The following is a 21,674-nucleotide window of genomic DNA, read 5'->3' on the forward strand; positions in this document are numbered from 1 at the left end:
GACTTACTTAAGCAATTTCTTGATGGCAGAGGACTGAGCGATCACGCCCTCCGATGTGTACGCTTCACTGCGCTGCTCGATTCTGGGCAGCTCATACAGGTAGTTCACCATCAGGCCGGCAGACTGCTTGAGGCCTTTCTGCGATACGTCGCCCATCCAGTTCAGGCGCGCTACCTGGGCGCCGTTGCTCAGGTGGAAATGAGCCACCGGATCGAGCGCTCGCTTGCCGTGCTTCTTGCTCAGGCAGAGATAGGCCGCGGCCAGTTTGGTCAGCGCCTCCTGACGAATCTCAAGGGTGTCGCTGGCCTCGATCATGGACACCTCGCGCGGTGCGGGCAGGCCCAGCCACTGTTCACCGCCCGGGAGTTCACAAAGGGTGGCGGGAGTACAGTTCTCCAGCCAGCGGGCGAAGCCCGGTATCGGCGAAAGAGTGGCGAACTGCTTGAGCTGCGGGAATTCACTGCTCAGTTTCTTCACCACTTCCTTGATCAGGAAGTTGCCGAAACTGATGCCCGCCAGACCCGCCTGAGCATTGGAGATGGAATAAAAAATGGCCGTGTCGGCGGTGTCGATATCCTGCGTGGGCGCATGCTCATCCAGCAGCTTCTGCACGCTGCCGGCCAGCCCGTTCACCAGTGCGACCTCAACAAAAATCAGCGGCTCATCCGGCATGTTCGGATGGATGAAGGCAAAGCAGCGACGGTCGGAATCCAGCCGGTTTTTCAGGTCGCTCCAGCTCTGAATTTCATGTACCGCCTCATAGGCAATCAGCTTTTCCAGCAGAGCAGCGCTGGAGTCCCAGCTGATCTCTTCCAGCTGCAGCAGGCCCACATCGAACCAGGTCGCCAGCAGCTCTTTCAGATCTGCCTCCAGAGATTCGAGGGTCGCGTACTCTTTTTCCAGTTCCAGCAGCTCTTCGCGCATGTCGACCAGAAACTTCACCCCGGACGGCACGCCGGTGAACTGTTTCAACAGCCGGTTATGGCTCGGTTCCAGCGCCTTGCGCAACTGGTGAGCCTTGCGAGCACGCTCACCATTCTGCGCGTGCTGCCAGCCACTGATCGCCTGCTCCACTCCGGCGTCATCGATGCCATATTCCTCTGCCAGCATTCCCAGAAACCGTACCTTGCCGGTACGCGACAGCTTGAGGTACATGCGCCCCAGCATCGCCGCCCGATTACGCGCCTCTACCTGTCCTGCATGGGCGTCGAGACAGTTGTCGACCCACTCCCTGACATGGGCCAGATCGGTCTCCGGCAGATCGGCATCCAGGTCCATGATATCGGGCGCCGACCGCCGGCCGGCCACCGCTTCGAACCTGTAGGGCACGAGCTTCTTGAACGCTCTTTCAAACAGATTGGCTGGCTGAGTCTGCATCGCGAAGTCCTCTCTCGGAGCTTGCTGGGTGACGTTGTGTACATCGAGGCTAGCAGAGCCTTTTTAAAAAACCAAGTAAAAACCCTTGGCTATTTGAATAAATACCACTAACCTGAAGATCCAAAGTCTCGAATCATGAAATAAAAACAGGAATAAAAACATGCAGGATTCTATGCAGGCACTACACGGCTACTACCTGGAAGATCTGGAAGTCGGCATGCAGGCGAGCTACGCCAAGACCATCACCGATGCGGACGTCATCCTCTTTGCCGGCATCAGCGGTGATGACAACCCGGTGCACATCAACGCCGAGTACGCCAAGACCACCATGTTTGAACAGCGCATCGTCCACGGCATGTTCAGCGCCGCGCTGATCTCCGCCGTACTGGGCACCCGCCTGCCGGGGCCGGGCGCCATCTACGTCGACCAGCAGCTCAAGTTCAAGGCTCCGGTTCATATTGGTGATACGGTTGTCGCCACCGCTACCGTGGTGGAAATCAACACCGAGCGTCGTCGCGTGAAACTCGAAACCATCTGCCGCGTGGGCGACAAGGTGGTCGCCGAAGGCATCGCCACCAACATGGTTGATCGCCGTCCGGCCTGATCCCAAACAAGCGCTAAGGAGTGAGTGAGAATGCTGTTGGATAAGAATACGTCCGTACTGATCGTCGTTGACGTGCAAGCCAAGCTGCTGCCGGGCGTCCACGAACAGGAGCGGCTCGTGGACAACTGCAAGTGGCTGACCCGACTGGCCCAGCTGATGGAGGTGCCGGTCATCGGCTCCGAACAGTACCCGCAGGGACTGGGTCACACCGAAGAGAGCCTGCGTGAACTGGTGGGCGCCCAAAACCTGTACGGCAAGGCCCACTTCGCCTGCATTGACGATCCCGACTTTGGCAGCGCCTTCCGTCAGCTTGACCGCAAGCAGGCCGTCCTGTGCGGTATGGAATCTCAGGCCTGCATCATGCAGTCCGCGTTGCGCCTGCTCGAAGAGGGCTACGAAGTGTTCGTGGTCGCCGACTCCATCTCGGCGCGTAACCCGTTCGACACCGAGATCGCTCTGCGCCGTCTGGAGAAGGAAGGGGTCAAGCTGATCACCCGCGAGATGGTCGGCTTCGAATGGATGCGTCGCTCCGACGTTGCCCAGTTCAAGGCCTTCAGCATGGAGTTCCTGCGCTGATCGATGACGCACTAAGCCCCGGCACTCTGACGCCGGGGCCCGTTCCCCTCCCCATGCCGCTGGCCTGTGTTGTATCCTGCCAGACACACCCAGAGCCCGGAATGCCGATGAAACCCCTGACGCCCGAACAAGGACGCTCCGCCCTGAGCGACGATGCCGAGCGCAACCGCCTGCTCGCCGAGATGGCCGAGCAGTCCACTGACATGATCTCGCGCCATACCCCTGATGACTGGCGCTTCATCTACGCCTCCCCTGCCGTGACCCACCTGCTGGGCTTTACCGTGGAGGAGATCGTTGGCATGTCGGCCTATGACCTCTACCACCCCGATGACGTTAAGGATTTTCAGGACCGCGCCCCCAGCGTCACCTATGATCGCGGCCTGTATACCCACACCTACCGCTTCCGCTGCAAGGACGGTCACTATACCTGGCTGGAAAGCACCAGCCGCACCATCCGTGATCCCGATACTCACGAGATCAAGGAGATCCTCGTGGTCTCTCGTGATGCCTCGCATCGCATCAAGGCTGACAAGGCCAACCGGCGACTGGCACGAGTACTGGAGAGCACCCAGGACCTGGTGATCTTTTCCGATCTGGATCTGCAGATCACCCATCTGAACGAAGCCGCACGCCGCTGCCTCACGCTGGAGCATATCGACTACACCCGACTGTCACTGCAGGATGTGATGGTGCAGAAAGGTTTTCAGATGCTGTTGGCTGATGGCCTGCCAACCGCCAAGGAGAAAGGCAGCTGGCGTGGCGAGCTGAACCTGCACACCCGCGAAGGCAACGCTATCCCGGTGATGCTGGAGCTACTGGTACATCGCTCGCTGCACGGCGATATCGAATACTTGTCACTGGTCGCCCGTGACCTGAGCGAAAAGAAAGCCGCCGAGGCGCAGATGAAGCAGTATCAGGCCGAGATCGACCACGCCAGCCGCCTGATCACCATGGGGGAACTGGCTTCCAGCCTTGCTCATGAACTTAACCAGCCGCTGCTGGCGATGGTCAGTTTCCTGCGCGGCATCGAGCGCCGCTTCGCCAGTGCCGAATCACTGACTTGGCAGGATATCGAAACGCCGATCACCCGCAGCATCAGCACCGCACTGCGCGCTGGCGAAATTGTCCACCGGATGATGGACTTCACCCGCAAGCAGGAACCCAAGGTTACCGAGCTGGATATCGCCAGTCTGGTCCACGGCATCTGCGAGTTCTGCGAGTCTACCGCCGAGCGCCATAATGTACGTATTCTCTGCCAGCTGGACGACCACCTGCCCGCCGTACGCGGCGACCAGATCCAGCTGGAACAGGTCCTGCTCAACCTGCTGGTCAATGCCCTGGAAGCCTACGACACCGAAGCCGAGCATGAACTGAAGACGGTCCGCGTCGCCGTCAGGCCCGAGGGCAACCAGCTGCTGATCACCGTCGAAGACGAGGGCCCCGGCATCCGCGAGCAGGACCTGCCGCATATCTTCGAGCGTTTCTACTCCACCAAGGGCACCGGCCTGGGCATGGGTCTGGCCATCAGCCGTTCTTTGGTAGAGAATCTGGGCGGCGAGTTATGGGCGGAAAACCTGCCGCACGCCGGCAGCCGCTTCTCATTCACCGTGAACACAGTTAACTGAAGACGCATGACCTCCGATCAAGACGCTCAAAAGGTATTCGTCATCGACGATGACGCCGATGTCCGTGACTCCCTGAAATGGCTGCTGGAGTCCGTCGGACTGACCGTGGACACCTTCGAGAACGCGCTGGACTTCATCGACCGCTATCCGGGCGACGCCAGCGGCTGCATCGTGATGGACGTGCGCATGCCGGGCCTGAGCGGCATCAACGCGCAGAAGAAACTCGCCGAACTGGCGATCGACCTGCCGGTGATCATGATCTCGGCCCACGGCAACGTGGACATGGCCGTCACCGCCCTGACGCAAGGGGCGCTGACCTTCATCGAAAAGCCGTTCGACGATCAGGTGCTGATCGACCATGTGCACAACGCGCTGGAAAAAGACCGTATCCGCATGGCGCGCAAAAGTGCCCAATCCCGCCTGCAGGAGCGCTACGACAGCCTGACCCGCCGCGAACGGCAGGTGATGGGCCTGATTGTCAAAGGCCTGTCCAACCAGGAAGCCGCCGACGAACTGGGGATCAACCGCAAGACCGTAGAAGGCCATCGCGCCCACATGATAACCAAGATGAAGGTGGACTCTCTGGCCGAACTGGTCCAGATCGCCATTGCGCTGGGACTGGTGGAAACGGTGGAGGAGTAAGCAGCTCCTGTTCTGGCACACCCTCCTCCCGACAGGGCAGCGCTCGACTCCGTCAAGCCTCGCGGTGACCTTCGACTCGACTAAGTGCTAAAGTGCAGATAAGGCTCTGGTGCCAAATTTCACTTGCCCCAAGCCTCAATCCAATATCTGACGGGGCCATTGCAACCAATTTTGCCTCCGGAGGACAGCTGGCATTGGACGCACTCCATCCTGTTGCTGAACTGGTTGGCATCATTTTCACGCTGCTCCTGGTCGCGCTGAGCATCTATCAGGTTTCGCGCTCTACGAAGTTGCCGTTTACCGTCTTACTGGTACTGACCGGTATCGCCATAACGGCCCTGGGCGACAGCATCCCCGCCCTGCAAAAGGCCGAAGCAGCACTGAGCATTTCGCCCGACCTGATTCTGTTTGTCTTTTTGCCGGCGCTGATTTTCGAATCCAGCTACAACCTTGATGCGCGCCAACTGCGCCGCAATGCCGTCCCCATACTGTCGCTGGCAATTCCAGGCTTGCTGTTATCCACCGGGCTGATCGGCATCATCGTTTGGCTGGCACTGGACCTCGACTTGATGGCGTCCCTGCTGATTGGAGCGATTCTCAGTGCTACTGACCCGGTGGCCGTGATCGCCTTGTTCAGACAGATTGGAGCCCCCGGCCGGCTCTCCACTCTGATCGAAGGCGAAAGCCTGCTCAATGATGCCACCGCGCTGGTGCTATCCAAGATTCTGCTGGGTGTATTGGCCGCCGGCACGCTGTCCAGCCAGGCGCTGGGCAATGGCGTCATTGATTTTATTGTCCTCTTTGCCGGAGGACTGCTGTTTGGTGTCCTGACCGGATACCTGACCGGACAACTGATCGGCTGGCTCGACTCAGACCCCATTCTTGAAATCGGCCTGACCAGTGTTCTGGCTTATCTCGCTTTTCTGATCGCAGAGGAGCTGCTCCATGTAAGCGGCATCATGGCCACATTGGGCGCAGGTCTGACGCTGGGCACCTGGGGACGTCTGCGTATCGCCAGCTCGGTGCGCATCTACCTTGAGCAGTTCTGGGGGGTTCTGGCCTTCACGGCTAATGCCCTGTTGTTTCTGCTGTTGGGCATGCAGGTGAATCTGGTGGAGCTGGCCTCGGCCTGGCACCTGCTGATCTGGGTGATAATGGCGTTGCTGGCCTCTCGCGCACTGGTCATCTTCGGACTCCTGCCACTGGTTGGTCGTTTACCCGGACAAGACCCCATAGGTCTGGGCTATCGCTTCATCATGTTCTGGGGCGGATTGCGCGGTGCAATCGCGCTGGCCATCGTGTTGAGTCTGCCCGACTACCCCTTCAAGGACCTGTTTATTGCCCTGGTCACCGGATCGGTCCTGTTTACCCTGTTGGTTCAGGGCCTGACAATCAAGCCTGCCATGCGTGCCATGAAACTGGATCAGCCGCCTCTGGCTGACCGTCTGGCATTGATCGAACGCGACCTGATGGCGCACCAGCGCGCTCTGCAGCGCCTGCCCGCATTGCAGAAGGGCGGATTGTTCTCGAGCCGAATCGCGCATCGACTGAGCCTGAGCAGTCACCATGCAATCGCCAAAGCTCGACAACAGATCAACCAGCTGCGTCAGGAGCAACTGACACGCGAACAGGAGTTCAACCTTTTCTTCCTGCGCGCGCTGGCCGAGGAGAAAGCCTACTACATCGAAATGTACGATCAGGGCCATCTCAGTGAATCAACCGCACGCCGATTGCTGGGCATTCTGGAACAGCAGACGGATAGCCTGCGCTACGACCACGGTTTACATAAGGTGAACCAGCACCGTCACTATGAGTACATTGAGCATTGGCTGTTCAGACTGCTGGGGGACAATACGCCGCTCCACGGACTGGTCGAACGACTGCGAATTGCCCACATCGGCCACTACTACGAAATGGTCTGGGGTCATTTTCAGGGGAGCAGCCACGTCATCCACTCTCTGGAACATCTGGCCAGTCTTGAATCCACACGCCCTGACATCGTGAACCGTGTGGTCGCTCAATATCAGCACTGGAATACACTGGCGGTGGACAAACTGCACCGCCTGAACAATGACTTCCCCGAATTTGCGCTGCTCACTCAGGAACGCTTGAGCAAGCGCGTGGTCCTGCTGGCAGAACTGGAAACCACACGTGAGCAAGCCCGGCTGGGCACCATTCCCAAAGGTGTAGCGGAAGAGATCGAAAAGGATGTGGACCGACGACTAAACAGACTGCGCGGTGAACCGATCCAGAAACTGAACGATGATCCCGCATTGTTGCTGGCCCGGGTACCTCTGTTTGCACAGCTGCCCCAAAGACTGATCCAGCAGATTGCACAGAAGTGCGAAGCGATTACGCTGGAAAAGCACGAACACCTGATTCACCAGGGCAGTCAAAACAACAGCCTGTACATGGTCAGCCGTGGCAGCCTTCGCCTTGAGTATCACAGCGACGGCGCAGAACATCGATTCAGTACCCTGATCGCCGGTGACTCGTTCGGCGAGTCCGCCCTGTTGGGCGAAGGTCGTCCAGACCTTTCCGTTGTCGCGCAGACGCCGACTCGGCTTTACACCCTGAGCCGTTCCCGACTGCAGCACCTGATGGAGCAGGACGAAGAGCTGAGAGCACACCTGCAGCACAGCGATGATGAGCAAAAGCAGATACACTCAAATAGTGGTCAGTAAGGGCAACAAGATATCGGGGGCCTGGTATAAAACACAAAAGCTGCCACCTTGCCTACAGCTTCATGAAGGTGCTCAGCCTGCCTAGTGTATTTGACCAGAATACAGAAACGCTTGTCGGGTCAACAACTCCTCAAAATAATCGTTGCTCTGGCGGGTATCCCCAAACAACACAGCCCCCACCAGCTTCTCATCTCGTAACCACAGCTTGCGATAATCGCCCAGTTCGGGGTCGTGATACTCCACCACGCTGGCGTTCTGTGCATCGATCTCTCCACAGGAGAACAGCGAGATGCCGCTGACCTTAAGCTGGGTGGCCACCGGTTGTTCGGCATATTGCTCGCTTTCACCGCGCAGTACCTTCGCCAGCACTTTCGCCTGCCGCCAGATCGGCGCGACCAGACCGTAGGTATGGTCCTCGAACTGGCAGCACTCCCCGAGCGCAAAGATATCCACAGCGCTGGTGCGCAGCTCGCTGTCCACGTTGATGGCACGGTCGCAGTCGAGGCCTGCAGCGCGGGCCAAGGATATTTCGGGGGTGACACCGGCGGCGACGACGATCAGGTTTGCGGGCAGGGTTCGGCCATCCTTGAGGATCACGCTGGTGACCTGCCCCGCTTCATTGCCCTGCAGGCACTCGACACCGGCGCTGGTGATGATTTCCAGTCCGCGCCCTTCCAGGGTTTGCTGCAACATGGTTGCGGCATGACGGTCGAGCTGGCGGTTGAGCAGGTAGTCGCTGCGCTGGAGTACGCGGGTGGTCATGCCCAGTTTGCGCAGGCCTTCGGCAGCTTCCAGACCCAACAGACCACCACCGATCACCACAGCGCTGCCACCCTTGGCGGCGGCTTCGCGCATGATCTCCACATCCTGCCAGGTACGAAAGCCCATGACCCCGTTCAGATCGATACCCGGCAACGGCGGCAGGCTGGCGTTGGAGCCGGTGGCCAGCACCAGCTGATCATACTGAATCTGCTTGCCGCTGCCCGTTCTCAGGCGGTGGCGTTCCGGTTCCAGCACCACCACCGGATCGTTGCACAGCAGTTCTATGCCTTGCTGCACGTACCAGTCGAAGCTGTGCAGTTCCAGCGCCTGGTCTTCAACCTCACCGGCCAGCAACGGCGACAACAGCACCCGGTTGTAGGCCGGGCGCGGCTCGCGGCCGATCATCAGGATGCGGCCGTCAAAGCCAGTGCCCTGCTTGAGCTCCTGCACCAGCCGGGCTGCGGCCATGCCGTTGCCGACGATCACCAGTTCCGCGTGCATATACATGTTCCTCTTGTCCGGTAGCACCGCTCAGGCCTGTTTGCGGGCCTTGGCATCAGTCCCTGCCTGACCCTTTGGGCGCCGGCTGTCCAGCGGCTGCACCTTGCGCTGCTTCTCGTACAGGAAGCGCAGCACCTGATGGCGACAATGGTTGTACACGGGGTCATCCGCCAGCGCGATGCGGTCGCGGGGGCGCGGCAACTCCACCTTGAGGATCTCACCGACTGTGGCGGCCGGGCCGTTGGTCATCATCACGATGCGGTCGGACAGCAATACCGCTTCATCCACGTCATGGGTGATCATGATCACGGTGTTGTTCAGCTCGTTCTGGATCTCCATCAAGGAATCCTGCAGGTGAGCTCGGGTCAGGGCATCCAGGGCGCCGAAGGGCTCGTCCATCAGCAGCACGGTGGGTTCCATCGCCAGCGCACGAGCAATCCCCACACGCTGCTTCATGCCACCAGAGATCTCGTCCGGACGTTTGTGGATGGCATGCGTCATGTGCACCAGTTCAAGATTGTGCTCGATCCATGCCTTCATTTCGGCTTTGCTCTTTTTGCCCTTGAACACCTGACGCACGGCCAGCTCCACGTTCTCATAGGCAGTCAACCAGGGCAGCAGCGAGTGGTTCTGGAACACCACGGCACGTTCCGGGCCGGGCTCGTTCACTTCGCGACCGTCCAATACGACCCCGCCGGTGGTGGCCTGATGCAGGCCGGCGACGATGTTCAGCACCGTGGACTTGCCACAACCGGAATGGCCGATCAGAGAGACGAACTCGCCCCGCTCGATCTTCAGATTGACCCCATCCAGCGCCTTGAAGGCCCCTTTCGGTGTCGGAAACTCGATGGAAACGTCGGTTAACTCAAGATGTGCAGCCATGATGGAGTCTCCTTATCGAGTAATGGCGTTTTTGTCCCATGACACCGCGCGCTGGATGAGCAGCATGACGCGGTCCAGCAGGAAGCCGATGAGGCCGATCACCAGTACGGCGACCATGATGCGACCAAGGGAATCGGAGCTTCCGTTCTGGAACTCGTCCCAGACGAACTTGCCCAGTCCCGGGTTCTGCGCCAGCATCTCGGCGGCGATGAGCACCATCCAGGCAATGCCCAGCGACAGGCGCAGACCGGTGAAGATCATCGGTACCGATGACGGCAGTACGATGCGCACCACGTGAGTCAGCCAGTTCAGGCGCAGCACCTTGCTCACGTTTTGCAGGTCCGGGCTGATGGCGGACACGCCCACGGCGGTGTTGATCAGCGTCGGCCATAGGCAGCACAGGGATACGGTGAACAGCGAAGTCAGGAAGGACTTGGCAAACAGGGGGTCATCACTGACATAGGCGGCACTGACCACCATGGTCACCAGCGGCAGCCAGGCCAGCGGCGACACCGGTTTGAACAGCTGGATAATCGGGTTCAGCGCCGAGTAGAGCGCACCATTAAGACCGATGCAGATCCCCAGCGGAATGGCGATCAGGGCGGCGATAGCGAAGCCGGCCAGCACCGTGACCAGGCTGGTACCGATCTGATCAAAGAAAGTCGGCTTACCGGTATATTCACGGATTTTGGGCACATAGTCCGGATCTTTTGCTACACGTTCTGCGTTACGCTGTTCCTGGCGTTCGTAAAACGCGCTTTCCCGCTCGCGTTCGTTGAAGTGTTCGCTGATCAGGGCGTTGGCCTGCTCATAGACCTGGGTCGGTCCCGGGAACTGGCCCAGCGAGGTATCGATCTGCTTGGCCCCCACTTGCCAGATAAACAGGAAGACCAGCAGGCCGATCAGCGGCAGGCCGAGAGTCTGGGTCATACGCTTCAGCCAGCTGGCGAAGGTGTCGTTGGCTTTGACCCCGGCAATGCCGGACATGCCGGCAAGGGTCATGCGAATACTGCTCATGCTTCATCTCCCCTGCTGTGCAGGTTTTCGGCAGTCAGCAGGCCGTCGGATGCCTGCCGACTGCTGACCAGGGCTTAGATCTGATCCTTGCCTTTCAGGCCGATCGGGAATTGTTCGAGATACTCGTTGGGCTTACGGCCGTCATAGGTAATGCCATCGATGAACTGGGTCTGTGGCGCCTTGAAGCCATCCTCAGAGGCAAAGTCCGGGAAGTCGCTGGCCGCCATCTTGCCCTCGGCAATCAGTTCTTCGGCCGCAATGCGGTAGATATCCGGGCGGTACACCTGTTTGGCGATATCCATGTACCAGCTGTCCGGCTTCTGCTCGGCGATCTGCCCCCAGCGGCGCATCTGGGTCAGGTACCAGATGGCATCGGAGTAGTAGGGATAGGTGGCGTTGTGGCGGAAGAAGACATTGAAATCAGGCACCTCCCGCTTGTCGCCCTTCTCGTACTCGAACGTCCCGGTCATTGAGTTGGCGATCACTTCGGCGTCAGCACCGACATAGGTGGGGCGAGACAGGATTTCGACCGCTTCCGGGCGGTTGGCATTGTTGTTCTCGTCCAGCCACTTGGCGGCACGGATCATCGCCTTGACCACACGGATGTGGGTGTTGGGGTACTTGTCGGCCCACGCCTTGGAGACACCAAACACTTTTTCCGGATTATTTTTCCAGATTTCGTAGTCGGTGATCACCGGCACACCGATACCCTTGAAGACGGCCTGCTGGTTCCATGGCTCACCGACGCAGTAACCGTAAATTGTGCCCGCTTCCAGCGTCGCCGGCATCTGCGGCGGCGGCGTTACCGACAGCAGCGCATCTGCCTGCTGCTGACCACTGGTGTCCCCCTTGTGTGGGGCGTAATAGCCCGGATGGATGCCACCGGCCGCCAGCCAATAGCGCAGCTCGTAGTTATGTGTGGACACCGGGAACACCATACCCATATTGAATGGCTTGCCCTCGGCGCGATACTTGTCCACCACCGGCTTGAGGTAGTCGGCCTTGATCGGATGCACCGGCTTGCCGTCCTCACCCATCGGGATGTGTTCCTTCATCTGCTCCCAGATATCATTGGAAACGGTGATGCCGTTGCCGTTCAGGTCCATGCTGAAAGCAGTGATGATGTGGGCCTGGGTACCGTAACCAATGGTTGCACCCAGTGGCTGACCGGCCAGCATGTGTGCGCCATCCAGCTGACCGTCGATGACACGGTCCAGCAGCACCTTCCAGTTGGCCTGGGCTTCCAGCTGCACGTACAGGCCTTCATCCTCGAAGTACTGTTTCTCGTAGGCAATCGCCAACGGCGCCATGTCGGTCAGTTTGATGAAGCCGAACTTCAGCTCCTCCTTCTCCGGATACCCTACTTCGGCCTGAGCCCCTGTCTGGGCTGTCAGGGTAGTAATGGCGATGGATGCCGCCAACAGCAGTCGCTTGAATGATCCCGGTTGTTTCAGCATGATCTTTCTCCCCAAATACAAAAAAGGCGCCGTTCCATGCCCCGGAGATCAATCTCCGTTGATGGAACGGCGCCCTTGCCGTCAGTGTTGGAACTGAAATGTGATGGCGATGCCCAAGCAGCGCCAGTTACTGGGATCAAAGCAGAAGCTGTGCCAAAACAGAAAAAACGCCGTAAATCAGCCCCCTTTGCCGATTTTCACCGGCTTTGGCTCTGCCCTTCCCGACGTCGGCCTGCACTGCAAAATGGCACTCCGCCCCAAAACTGAGCATTTTTTGTTCATCCGCCTTCGCTTTTCAGCGTCCTGACAACCACTTACTCCTGCTTGATTGCTGGCACTGCTTTTGCAGACCTCTCGTAATAATGAATCACCATCACTGGCAAAGACGCCCACTCCGATCGCACTCGCGTGTCGAACGGAGTGGGCGTTTGTGTTTTTCGGGAGTACGCCATGGCCAGCCTATCGAACCAGACTACCTGTCCCTACTGCGGTGTCGGCTGTGGGGTTAGTGCCACCACGAATGACCAGCGGGTCATCGCCGTCAGCGGTGATGGCGAACATCCTGCCAACCGGGGACGGCTATGCGTCAAAGGCAGCGCCCTGCACGAAACGACCGGACCGGAAGGTCGACTGCTGACGCCGCGTGTGGATGGCCAGGAGCATGACTGGAGCGTGACACTGGACACTCTGGCCACACGGCTTGAAGCGATCATCCGCCAGCATGGCCCCGGTTCGGTGGCGATGTACCTGTCCGGGCAGCTCTTGACCGAGGACTATTATGTCGCCAACAAGCTGATGAAGGGGTTCATCGGCTCGGCGCATGTGGATACCAATTCACGACTATGCATGTCATCCACCGTGGTCGGCTATAAACGCGCCTTCGGCGGTGACCTTCAACCCTGCAGCTATGAGGATATCGATCACGCCGAGTTGATGGTGCTGGTGGGCTCCAATGCAGCCTGGAACCATCCGATCCTCTACCAGCGCATGGTCGCGGCCAAGGCCGCCAACCCTGCCGTCAAGGTTGTTCTGATCGATCCGCGTCGCACCGCCACTGCCGATCTGGCCGACCTGCACCTGGCGTTGAAACCGGGCAGCGATGCGCTGATTTTCAATGCCATCCTCGCTGCACTGGCCGAGCGCGGTGCGCTGGACAAGGCCTATGTCGAATCCCATACCGAAGGCTTCGAAGCAGCGCTCGAATCGGCCAACACCACTGCCGGAAACCTGGCCGATGTCGCCCGCAAAGCTGATGTCCCCCTGGCCGATCTGGAGCAACTGGTGGAGTGGTTCTGTACCACCGAGCGAACATTGACATTTTTCTCTCAGGGCGTGAACCAGTCCAGCAGTGGCACTGACAAGGTCAACAGCATCATCAACTGCCATCTGGCCACCGGCCGCCTTGGCCGCCCCGGCATGGGGCCTTTCTCGCTGACGGGACAGCCCAATGCCATGGGCGGCCGCGAGGTGGGTGGACTGGCCAACCAGCTGGCGGCCCACATGGATTTCAGCCAAGCCGAGTTCATCGACCGGGTCGGCCGCTTCTGGCAAGCGCCCAACATGGCCCAGCAGGAAGGCTACAAGGCGATCCCCCTGTTTGAAGCCATCGAACGCGGCGAGATCAAGGCGGTGTGGATCATGGCCACCAATCCGCTGGTCAGCCTGCCGGATGCCAACCGGGTTCGCCGAGCACTGGAGAAATGCGAGCTGGTGATCATCTCCGAATGCATGGCCCATACCGATACGCTGGAACTGGCCGATATCGTGCTGCCCGCCAGCGGCTGGAGCGAAAAGAACGGTACGGTAACCAACTCGGAGCGGCGTATCTCGCGCCAGCGTGGGCTGGTACCACCACCGGGAGAAGCCAAACACGACTGGTGGATCATCTGCGAACTGGCCAAGCGACTGGGCTTCGGCCAGGCATTCGATTACGCCTCGCCGGCCGACATCTTTCGCGAACATGCCCGCCTCTCGGGGTTCGAGAACAACCGCAGTCGCGGCTTCGACATCAGTGCGCTGGCCGAGCTCAGTGATGCCGGTTACGACGCCCTGAAGCCGATCCAGTGGCCAGTACACAAGCAGGCTCCCGAGGGCACCCCACGGCTGTTTGCCGATGGCCATTTTTTCACCCCGAGCGGCAAGGCTCGGCTGCTGCCGATCACCCCTCAGGCCCCCAGTCAGCAGCCGGATAGTGAGTACCCGCTACTGGTGAACTCCGGCCGTATCCGCGACCAGTGGCACACCATGACCCGTACCGGCCGTGCCGCCCGCCTGTTGCAACACCATGCCGAGCCTTTCATCGAGATCCACCCGTTGGATGCCAAGCGCTTTAAGGTCACTCACCTGCAACTGGCCGAACTGCACAACGAGCTGGGTCGTTATCTCGGGCGTATCCGCATCAGTGATCAGCAGCGACAGGGCGAGGTGTTCATTCCCATGCACTGGACCCGCCAGTTCACTCAAGAGGGCTGCAGCGGCACCCTGTTTGCCCCGATGGTCGATCCGCTTTCAGGGCAACCCGAATCCAAGCAGGGCCGTGCCGATTTGCGTCCGCTGAACATGCGCTGGGAGGCCCGACTGCTGGTGCGCGACGCTCTCGCGCTTGATGGCCTGCCCGGCAGAGGTCACTGGTGGACGCGAGTGCCGCTGTCCAACTGCGTCAGCTACCGGCTGGCCGACGCTGAACCTGTGGAAAACTGGCAATACTGGTGCGAAACCCTGGTCGGTACGCCCAGCCTCTGGCTGGAAGATCTGAGCAACGGACGCTTCCGTGCCGCCGGCATCAGGGACAGCCGACTGGAATGGATACTGCTGGTAGAACCGAACCATGAATTGCCCGATCTGGGGTGGCTGGACGCGCAGTTCGCTCGGCAGATTGATCTGGACACCCGGCGCCAGCTACTTGAAGCCAAAGCGCCGGGCGATCAGGTTTCCGGAGCCGTTATCTGCAGCTGCTTCCAGGTACGCGAACCGGACATTATCGCAGCCATTCAGGCGGGAGCCGACTCTGCTCAGGCACTGGGAGAGCAGCTCAAGTGCGGCACCAACTGCGGCTCCTGCCTGCCCGAGCTGAAAGGACTGGTGGATACACACGCTGACAGAGTCAAAAGCGAATGATCACTGGTCTTATCCTCTCCGGTGGGCGCGGCACCCGCGTCGGCGGTGCCGACAAGGGGTTGCTGCCCTGGCAAGGTCGTCCACGCGTGGAGTATTCAATCGACGCCCTGCGCCCTTACTGTGATCAGCTCTACCTCAACTGCAGTCGTAATCCGGGCCTCTACTCACTGTATGGCCTACCGTTGCTGACCGAGCTGAAACACGATTTTCCCGGCCCCCTGACCACCCTTGCCCGGTGGCTGCCGGAACTACCCGGCGATGCCTTCCTGATCCTGCCCTGCGATACACCGGGCATCCGTCCCGAGCACATCGAGCAGTTGCTGCACGCGGGCAGACAACACCCCGAGCACTGGCTCTATCTGACCAGCGAAGGACGTAAGCACCCACTTCACTCACTCATCCCGGTTGCACGGGTGCCTCAGCTGGTGAAAGGTGTCGAATCGGGCGAATCAAGGATGATGCGGATGTTACAGCGAATGGACTCTCTGGAGGTGCCGCTGAAGGAAAATGCAGTGCTGAACATGAATACTTTCTAAGTTCTTTCTCACCTCATCCGACTTCAGCGCACCCACCCATCCAACGGATAGAAATCCAGCACCTGCCCTTCTTCTACCGTCTGGTTGGCAGGCAGTCGGGCGAAGCCATTGGCATGCAGCATGGGGGACAAGGCTCCGGAGCTCTGCTGGCTGGCCAGCCTCAGGGTGCCGTCTGCTTCACAGAACACGCGCACGTACTCTTCCCGCTTGATGCGGCGCTCGCGACTGAAGCCTGCAGCTGCCTTGACCGTGAACGGCTTGAGCGCCGTGTCGCCCTGCAACCGGTTCAGGCAGGGCCGCGCCAGCAAGGCAAAGGTGAGCAGCGCCGAGCCGGGGTTGCCGGGGAGGCCGAAGATCGGCGTACCCGCGACTACGCCAGCCGCAAAGGGCTTGCCCGGCTTGAGATTGACCTTCCATAGATTCAGGGTTCCCAGCCGTTCAATGGCGGGCCGCAGGTGGTCTTCCTCGCCAACGGAAACGCCGCCCGTGGTCAGAATGGCATCGGCCTGTGCCGCAGCCCCCAGTAATGCCTGCTCAAGGCTGCCCGGATCATCGGCCACCAGCCCAATATCCAGAACCTCCATGCCCAGTGTTTCAATCAGACCGCACAGCAGATAGCGGTTGGAGTTGTAGATCTGTCCCGGCGCCAGCGGCTGGCCCGGTGATACCAGTTCGTCCCCGGTACACAGCAGCGCGACTTTCAAGGGGCGATACACCTTGACCCGATCAATGCCGGCAGAAGCCAACACCGCCGTTGCCATCGCATCCAGACGACGTCCAGCCGGCAACAGCTGACCACCCTTGTGGATATCCTGGCCTCGACGGCGGATGTTCTGCCCCGGTACAGCACCGAGCGGCAGGCGTACTTTATGGCCCTGAACCTCGGCCAATTCCTGCATCACCACCAGATCAGCCCCCCTGGGCACTTCTGCCCCGGTGAAAATGCGTGCGACTGTACCTGGCTGCAAGGGTTCTGGTGCTCGACCTGCCGGTATGCGCTGCGAGACCGGCAGCCCGTTTTCACCGGCGGCGATCAGGTCCAGCAGGCGGACCGCATAGCCGTCCATGGCACTGTTGTCAGCCGGTGGCACATCAACTCGGCTGTGAACGGCTTCAGCCAGCACCCGGTCGCGGGCCTGCAACAGGTCGGCAGTTTCGGTAGCCGCCACAGTTTCCAGGTCTGACAGCAAGGCTTCGATCGCGGTTTCGAGAGGCAGCAGCCCCTGCTGATCACAACTCATGGCAGCGCCCTCCTCTCTTGCTGGGCGCGCATCAGCGTACCGACGAAATTACAGGGCCGATACCGGCTGTCCAACTGACCGCTGATCAGCTCCCAGCCCGTCCGGCAAGCGCCGGTGGAACCGGGGAGACAAACAATCAGGGTACCGTTGGACAGCCCGGCCAGTGCTCGGGATTGAATGGTAGAGGTGCCGATCTCCTGCCAGGAGACATGGCGGAACAGCTCGCCAAAACCGTCGATTTCCTTGTCCAGCAGAGGCAGGATCGCCTCGGGCGTCGAGTCCCGGTGTGAGAAGCCGGTACCGCCGGTCATCAGCACCACCTGTACTTCAGGGTCAGCGATCCACTGGGAAACCTGCGCCCGCAGATGGTAGATATCGTCGGCAACCAGCGCCCGATCCACCAGCCTATGGCCGGCACCTTGCAGGTTCTCAACCAGCAGATCGCCGGAGGTATCGTTCTCCGACGTGCGGGTATCGGAGACGGTCAGCACGGCGGCCGCCAGTGGCTGGAATGGGGTTTCGGTCGCGGACATGGCTGTTCTCCTCGATGCGGCCATTTGATCAGCCGCCGGTCATGTTCATGAATCGCAGAATATGTGGCTCGTCATCGAGCCGGAATTCGTGTCGCTCGGGTTTCAGTGCCATCGCCTGGACGATGTGGTGCTGAAGGGCATCAGGTGCAGTCGTGGGGTCACGCAGTACAGCTCTCAGATCGACGCTGTGTTCATGCCCCAGGCAGAGCAGCAAACGCCCTTCCGCCGTAACACGCACGCGGTTACAGTCACCGCAGAAGTTGCGGCTGTGCGGCGAGATAAAGCCGACGCGACTGTCACTGTCGGCCATGCGGTAGTAGCGTGACGGACCACCGGTGCGCTCGGTGGACGGCAGCAGCGAATAGCGCGATTCAATGCGCGCGCGCAACTGCTCACTGGAGCAATACTGTTCGGCACGATCGTGCTCACTGATCTGGCCCAGCGGCATCTCTTCGATGAAGCTGATATCCAGCCCACGCTCACGGGCAAACGCGACCAGCGCCAGCACTTCGTCGTCATTGCGACCGCGAAGAATGACGCTGTTGAGCTTGATGCGCCGGAGTCCGGCTTCGCGGGCCGCATCGATACCGCGCAGTACCTGATTCAGGTCACCGTTACGGGTCAATCGCTGGAAGCGGTCAGCCCGCAGACTGTCGAGGCTGATGTTGATGCGATCCACACCCGCATCAGCCAGAGGCCCCGCCAGTCTCTCCAGCTGTGATCCGTTGGTGGTCAGGGACAGCTCAATCGGCAGACGACCGAGCTGCTGCACCAGCGTCAACAGCCCGCGCCGAACCAGCGGCTCGCCCCCGGTCAGGCGAATGCGGCGCACCCCCAACTCGGCGAAGCTGCGCCCCACCTCGTACAGTTCCTCAATCGACAACACTTGTGAGCGCGGAAGGAAGCTCACCTTTTCGGTCATGCAATAGATACAGCGGAAATCACAGCGATCCGTCACCGACAGACGCAAATAATCAATCTGGCGACCGAAACGATCAATCAGGCCGGTTTCCGATAGTGTCTGCATGCCAACCTCTCCCGCTCCGGTTCAGCTCAACCCGACTTCAACCCGGTCGCCGTTGAAGCGCACCGGCCAGGTGGGTAACACCACCTCCGGCTGCTCCAGACAGACACCGTCGTTGAGTCTGAAATGCTGTTTGTACAAGGGCGCGGCCACCGACCACTCTCCACCCTGCTCGCACAACAGCCCCCAGGCCAGGACTTCGGCCTGGGAGAAGGGATCACGGTGGGCCAGGGCAAACAACTGCTCACGGCCGGGCTCAGGCCAGTACAGTGCAGCCGCTTGGGAGCCGATCTTGACGGCTACGCCAGACCCCGGAATCAGGTCATCACGGCCACAGAGGTCCCGCCAATTCATGTTGTTGCTCATTACGCTTCCTCCACTGCCAGTTCACGCGCCGGGATCAACTGCCCACGCTCCACTACCTGCACGATTCGTGCCCGCCCCGGTTCATCCGAGTTGACGAAGCTGCGGAAGCGCTTGCGCTTGGTCGGATCTTCCACCGCTTCCTTCCACTCACAGCGATAGCTGTCGACCACATGCTGCATGCGGGCTTCCAGCTCTGCAGCCAATCCGAGGCTGTCATCAATCACCACCTGGCGCAGGTAATCCAGCCCGCCCTCCAGATTTTCCATCCATACCGAGGTCCGCTGCAGGCGGTCAGCGGTGTAGATGTAGAACATCAGGATACGGTCGATGTAACGCACCAGGGTTTCGTCATCCAGATCAGTCGCGAACAGGTCGGCATGGCGCGGCTTCATGCCACCGTTGCCGCAGACATAGAGGTTCCAGCCGTTTTCGGTGGCGATGACACCAATATCCTTGCTCTGCGCCTCGGCACACTCGCGGGTACAGCCGGAAACGGCCATCTTGACCTTATGCGGAGCACGCAGCCCCTTGTAGCGGTTCTCGATTTCGATCGCCATGCCAACGCTGTCCTGCACGCCAAAGCGGCACCAGGTGCTGCCGACGCAGGATTTCACCGTGCGCAGGGACTTGCCGTAGGCGTGCCCGGTCTCGAAACCGGCTGCGATGAGTTCTTCCCAGATCAGCGGCAGCTCGTCCAGCGTCGCGCCAAACAGGTCGATGCGCTGACCTCCGGTGATCTTGGTGTAGAGCTGATACTTGTCACCCACTTCGCCCAGTGCAATCAGCATCTTCGGCGTGATCTCGCCACCCGGGATACGCGGTACCACCGAGTAGGTGCCGTTCTTCTGCATATTGGCCATGAAGGTGTCATTGGTATCCTGCAGGGGCAGCAAATCCGGCGTATGAACATGCTCGTTCCAGCAACTGGCGAGTATTGAAGCCACCGCCGGCTTGCAGATTTCGCATCCGCCGCCGCTACCGTGACGGCTGATCAGCTCGCCAAAGCTCTTGATCTGACCGACGCGGATCAGGTGAAACAGCTCCTGACGGGTATGACTGAAGTGGACACACAGGGAGCGGTCGACCTGTACCCCGCGTTTTTCCAGTTCCGCATCGAGCACCGTTTTGAGCATGGCTGCACAGCCGCCACAGCCCGTGGCGGCCTTGGTACTGGCCTTGAGGTCTGCGACGGAGACCGCGCCATCGTTCATCGCTTCACAGATGTCACCCTTGCTGACGTTGTGACAGGAGCAGATGGTCGCCGTCATCGGCACTTCGGCACTGCCCACGGTCGGCAGGCCGCCCTCTGAAGCAGGCAGGATCAGCGCTTCAGGGTGCTCCGGCAACGGCATGTCATTCAGCGCCAGTTGCAGCAGGGGATCGTAGTAGCTGTTGTCACCAATGAGGATTGCGCCCAGCAGATGCTTGCCATCTTCGGACACCACCAAGCGGCGATAAACACCGGTGCGTTCATCGGTATAACGATAATTCTTGCATCCCGGGGTATGACCGTGGGCATCACCGATGGAGCCTACATCCACGCCCAGCAGCTTGAGTTTGGTGGACATGTCGGCGCCCTGAAAGTGGACCTTGCCATCATCGTTCAGGTGTGACACCGCCGCTCTTGCCATGGTGTAGCCCGGTGCCACCAGCCCGAAGTGGCGGCCGTTCCAGACCGCACACTCACCGATTGCGTAGATATCAGGATGGCTGGTTCGACAGTGTTGATCCACATCGACCCCACCACGTTCTCCCAGTGCCAGGCCTGCGGCTTTTGCCAGTGCATCCTGAGGCCGGATACCCGCCGAAAACACGATCAGGTCGGTTTCGAGCGCTGTCTCGTCGGCGAAGCACATTTTCATGCGAGCGGATTCACCCGAGACAATCTCACGCGTCGCCTTATCGGTATGGACCGCCACACCCAGCGCCTCGATCTTGCGCCGCAGCATAGCGCCAGCCTCTTCATCCAGCTGGACCGGCATCAGCCGAGGCGCAAACTCGACCACATGTACGTCCAGCCCGAGACTTTTCAGCGCATTGGCCGCTTCCAGCCCCAGTAACCCTCCGCCAATCACCACGCCGGTGTGAACACCATCGGCACTGGCGCGAATGGCGTCCAGGTCATCGAGGGTTCGGTAAACGAGACAGTGCGGCTGATCACCCCCGGGGATCGGCGGTACGAAAGGATAGGAGCCGGTTGCCAGGACCAATTTGTCAAAGGCGTACTCGCCCAATTCTGTGGAAACCGTTTTGTCGGCCGGGTCGATGGCGGTGACTGCTTCGCCCAGACGCAGCTCGATGCCGGGTTGCTGATAAAAGCCCGGCTCACCCAGGTACAGGTGATCAGCACTCTGCTGCTCAAAGTATTCAGACAGATGTACACGGTCATAAGCCGGTTGGCGTTCAGCTCCGAAGACGGTCAGTTCATAGTCCTCTGCCGCTTCGCTGGCCAGCCACTGTTCCACAAAGTGATGACCGACCATTCCGTTGCCAATCACGATCAAGCGCTGTTTCATGGTCACCTCCGCGGTGAATTCGACGCAAAAAAAAAGCGCCCACCTCCTTGATCGCCGCGGCCTCGGCAATTGGAAGTGGACGCCATTGTCCAGTTGACTAACAGGCACCCTGAATGGGGCCTTGTTGTTCTTGTTAGTGAGTCTTTTGCATCTGCTGTGCCAAGTTTACAAACTTACGTATTTCAACGAGATAACAGACCCCGGCACATGGATG

17 protein-coding genes are annotated in these 21,674 nt (G+C 59.9%); 7 read left to right on the top strand and 10 right to left on the bottom strand.

Annotation, left to right across the window (positions count from 1 at the left end):
• Positions 1-3 precede the first annotated feature (3 nt).
• Positions 4-1,377 (bottom strand): malonyl-CoA decarboxylase domain-containing protein, encoded by a 1,374-nt coding sequence (locus LN244_RS12400; protein WP_239040096.1) that lies wholly within the window; start codon positions 1,375-1,377, stop codon positions 4-6.
• A 172-nt stretch (positions 1,378-1,549) separates the two neighbouring features.
• On the opposite strand from LN244_RS12400, the gene LN244_RS12405 reads away from it, so the two are divergent.
• The 5 genes from LN244_RS12405 to LN244_RS12425 all read left to right on the top strand — a co-directional run bounded on the left by LN244_RS12405 (position 1,550) and on the right by LN244_RS12425 (position 7,508).
• Positions 1,550-1,981, top strand: coding sequence for a MaoC family dehydratase (locus tag LN244_RS12405; RefSeq protein WP_239042412.1), 432 nt, complete (start codon positions 1,550-1,552; stop codon positions 1,979-1,981).
• A 30-nt stretch (positions 1,982-2,011) separates the two neighbouring features.
• On the top strand, positions 2,012-2,557 hold the full coding sequence (locus LN244_RS12410; protein ID WP_239040097.1) for a hydrolase: 546 nt from the start codon (positions 2,012-2,014) through the stop codon (positions 2,555-2,557).
• Positions 2,558-2,664: 107 nt separating this feature from the next.
• The gene (locus tag LN244_RS12415; RefSeq protein ID WP_239040098.1) at positions 2,665-4,182 is read left to right on the top strand and encodes a PAS domain-containing sensor histidine kinase; all 1,518 of its coding nucleotides are present in this window, start codon (positions 2,665-2,667) and stop codon (positions 4,180-4,182) included.
• A gap of 6 nt (positions 4,183-4,188) precedes the next feature.
• Entirely contained in the window at positions 4,189-4,824 is a 636-nt protein-coding gene (locus tag LN244_RS12420; RefSeq protein ID WP_239040099.1) for a response regulator transcription factor, read from the top strand.
• 194 nt (positions 4,825-5,018) lie between these two features.
• A complete protein-coding gene (locus tag LN244_RS12425; protein WP_239040100.1) occupies positions 5,019-7,508 on the top strand; it encodes a cation:proton antiporter in 2,490 nt (829 codons plus the stop codon).
• Between the two features lie 81 nt (positions 7,509-7,589).
• On the opposite strand, the gene LN244_RS12430 is transcribed toward LN244_RS12425, so the two are convergent.
• The 4 genes from LN244_RS12430 to LN244_RS12445 all read right to left on the bottom strand — a co-directional run bounded on the left by LN244_RS12430 (position 7,590) and on the right by LN244_RS12445 (position 12,127).
• Positions 7,590-8,771 (bottom strand): NAD(P)/FAD-dependent oxidoreductase, encoded by a 1,182-nt coding sequence (locus LN244_RS12430; protein WP_239040101.1) that lies wholly within the window; start codon positions 8,769-8,771, stop codon positions 7,590-7,592.
• A gap of 30 nt (positions 8,772-8,801) precedes the next feature.
• On the bottom strand, positions 8,802-9,653 hold the full coding sequence (locus LN244_RS12435; RefSeq protein ID WP_239040102.1) for an ABC transporter ATP-binding protein: 852 nt from the start codon (positions 9,651-9,653) through the stop codon (positions 8,802-8,804).
• A gap of 12 nt (positions 9,654-9,665) precedes the next feature.
• On the bottom strand, positions 9,666-10,670 hold the full coding sequence (locus LN244_RS12440; protein WP_408904444.1) for an ABC transporter permease: 1,005 nt from the start codon (positions 10,668-10,670) through the stop codon (positions 9,666-9,668).
• A 74-nt stretch (positions 10,671-10,744) separates the two neighbouring features.
• Entirely contained in the window at positions 10,745-12,127 is a 1,383-nt protein-coding gene (locus LN244_RS12445) for a CmpA/NrtA family ABC transporter substrate-binding protein (RefSeq protein ID WP_239040103.1), read from the bottom strand.
• A gap of 450 nt (positions 12,128-12,577) precedes the next feature.
• Between LN244_RS12445 and LN244_RS12450 the strand changes: the two genes are divergently transcribed.
• Positions 12,578-15,244 (top strand): nitrate reductase, encoded by a 2,667-nt coding sequence (locus LN244_RS12450; protein ID WP_239040104.1) that lies wholly within the window; start codon positions 12,578-12,580, stop codon positions 15,242-15,244.
• On the top strand, positions 15,241-15,780 hold the full coding sequence (mobA, locus tag LN244_RS12455; protein WP_239040105.1) for a molybdenum cofactor guanylyltransferase: 540 nt from the start codon (positions 15,241-15,243) through the stop codon (positions 15,778-15,780). Before LN244_RS12450 ends, mobA begins: the two co-directional genes overlap by 4 nt.
• 23 nt (positions 15,781-15,803) lie before the next feature.
• Here the strand turns inward: mobA and LN244_RS12460 are convergent, their stop codons facing one another.
• From LN244_RS12460 to nirB, 5 genes are read right to left on the bottom strand one after another with little or no spacing between them, the layout of a single operon-like run.
• The gene (locus tag LN244_RS12460; protein WP_239040106.1) at positions 15,804-17,021 is read right to left on the bottom strand and encodes a molybdopterin molybdotransferase MoeA; all 1,218 of its coding nucleotides are present in this window, start codon (positions 17,019-17,021) and stop codon (positions 15,804-15,806) included.
• A complete protein-coding gene (gene moaB, locus LN244_RS12465; protein WP_239040107.1) occupies positions 17,018-17,554 on the bottom strand; it encodes a molybdenum cofactor biosynthesis protein B in 537 nt (178 codons plus the stop codon). The genes LN244_RS12460 and moaB overlap by 4 nt, the downstream gene beginning before the upstream one ends.
• A gap of 28 nt (positions 17,555-17,582) precedes the next feature.
• Complete coding sequence (moaA, locus tag LN244_RS12470; RefSeq protein ID WP_239040108.1) at positions 17,583-18,581, bottom strand: GTP 3',8-cyclase MoaA; 999 nt, start codon at positions 18,579-18,581, stop codon at positions 17,583-17,585.
• Between the two features lie 21 nt (positions 18,582-18,602).
• The gene (gene nirD / locus LN244_RS12475; protein ID WP_239040109.1) at positions 18,603-18,944 is read right to left on the bottom strand and encodes a nitrite reductase small subunit NirD; all 342 of its coding nucleotides are present in this window, start codon (positions 18,942-18,944) and stop codon (positions 18,603-18,605) included.
• Positions 18,944-21,460, bottom strand: coding sequence for a nitrite reductase large subunit NirB (nirB, locus tag LN244_RS12480; RefSeq protein WP_239040110.1), 2,517 nt, complete (start codon positions 21,458-21,460; stop codon positions 18,944-18,946). The genes nirD and nirB overlap by 1 nt, the downstream gene beginning before the upstream one ends.
• Positions 21,461-21,674 lie beyond the last annotated feature (214 nt).

Origin of the sequence: Marinobacterium sediminicola, from assembly GCF_022343685.1 — a bacterium.
Classification (GTDB): Bacteria; Pseudomonadota; Gammaproteobacteria; order Pseudomonadales; family Balneatricaceae; genus Marinobacterium; species Marinobacterium sediminicola.

Coding starts and splice junctions, on each gene's coding strand:
- LN244_RS12400 (WP_239040096.1), bottom strand. CDS start 1,377: ATGCAGACTCAGCCAGCCAATCTGTTTGAAAGAGCGTTCAAGAAGCTC.
- LN244_RS12405 (WP_239042412.1), top strand. CDS start 1,550: ATGCAGGCACTACACGGCTACTACCTGGAAGATCTGGAAGTCGGCATG.
- LN244_RS12410 (WP_239040097.1), top strand. CDS start 2,012: ATGCTGTTGGATAAGAATACGTCCGTACTGATCGTCGTTGACGTGCAA.
- LN244_RS12415 (WP_239040098.1), top strand. CDS start 2,665: ATGAAACCCCTGACGCCCGAACAAGGACGCTCCGCCCTGAGCGACGAT.
- LN244_RS12420 (WP_239040099.1), top strand. CDS start 4,189: ATGACCTCCGATCAAGACGCTCAAAAGGTATTCGTCATCGACGATGAC.
- LN244_RS12430 (WP_239040101.1), bottom strand. CDS start 8,771: ATGCACGCGGAACTGGTGATCGTCGGCAACGGCATGGCCGCAGCCCGG.
- LN244_RS12435 (WP_239040102.1), bottom strand. CDS start 9,653: ATGGCTGCACATCTTGAGTTAACCGACGTTTCCATCGAGTTTCCGACA.
- LN244_RS12440 (WP_408904444.1), bottom strand. CDS start 10,670: ATGAGCAGTATTCGCATGACCCTTGCCGGCATGTCCGGCATTGCCGGG.
- LN244_RS12445 (WP_239040103.1), bottom strand. CDS start 12,127: ATGCTGAAACAACCGGGATCATTCAAGCGACTGCTGTTGGCGGCATCC.
- LN244_RS12450 (WP_239040104.1), top strand. CDS start 12,578: ATGGCCAGCCTATCGAACCAGACTACCTGTCCCTACTGCGGTGTCGGC.
- mobA (WP_239040105.1), top strand. CDS start 15,241: ATGATCACTGGTCTTATCCTCTCCGGTGGGCGCGGCACCCGCGTCGGC.
- LN244_RS12460 (WP_239040106.1), bottom strand. CDS start 17,021: ATGAGTTGTGATCAGCAGGGGCTGCTGCCTCTCGAAACCGCGATCGAA.
- moaB (WP_239040107.1), bottom strand. CDS start 17,554: ATGTCCGCGACCGAAACCCCATTCCAGCCACTGGCGGCCGCCGTGCTG.
- moaA (WP_239040108.1), bottom strand. CDS start 18,581: ATGCAGACACTATCGGAAACCGGCCTGATTGATCGTTTCGGTCGCCAG.
- nirD (WP_239040109.1), bottom strand. CDS start 18,944: ATGAGCAACAACATGAATTGGCGGGACCTCTGTGGCCGTGATGACCTG.
- nirB (WP_239040110.1), bottom strand. CDS start 21,460: ATGAAACAGCGCTTGATCGTGATTGGCAACGGAATGGTCGGTCATCAC.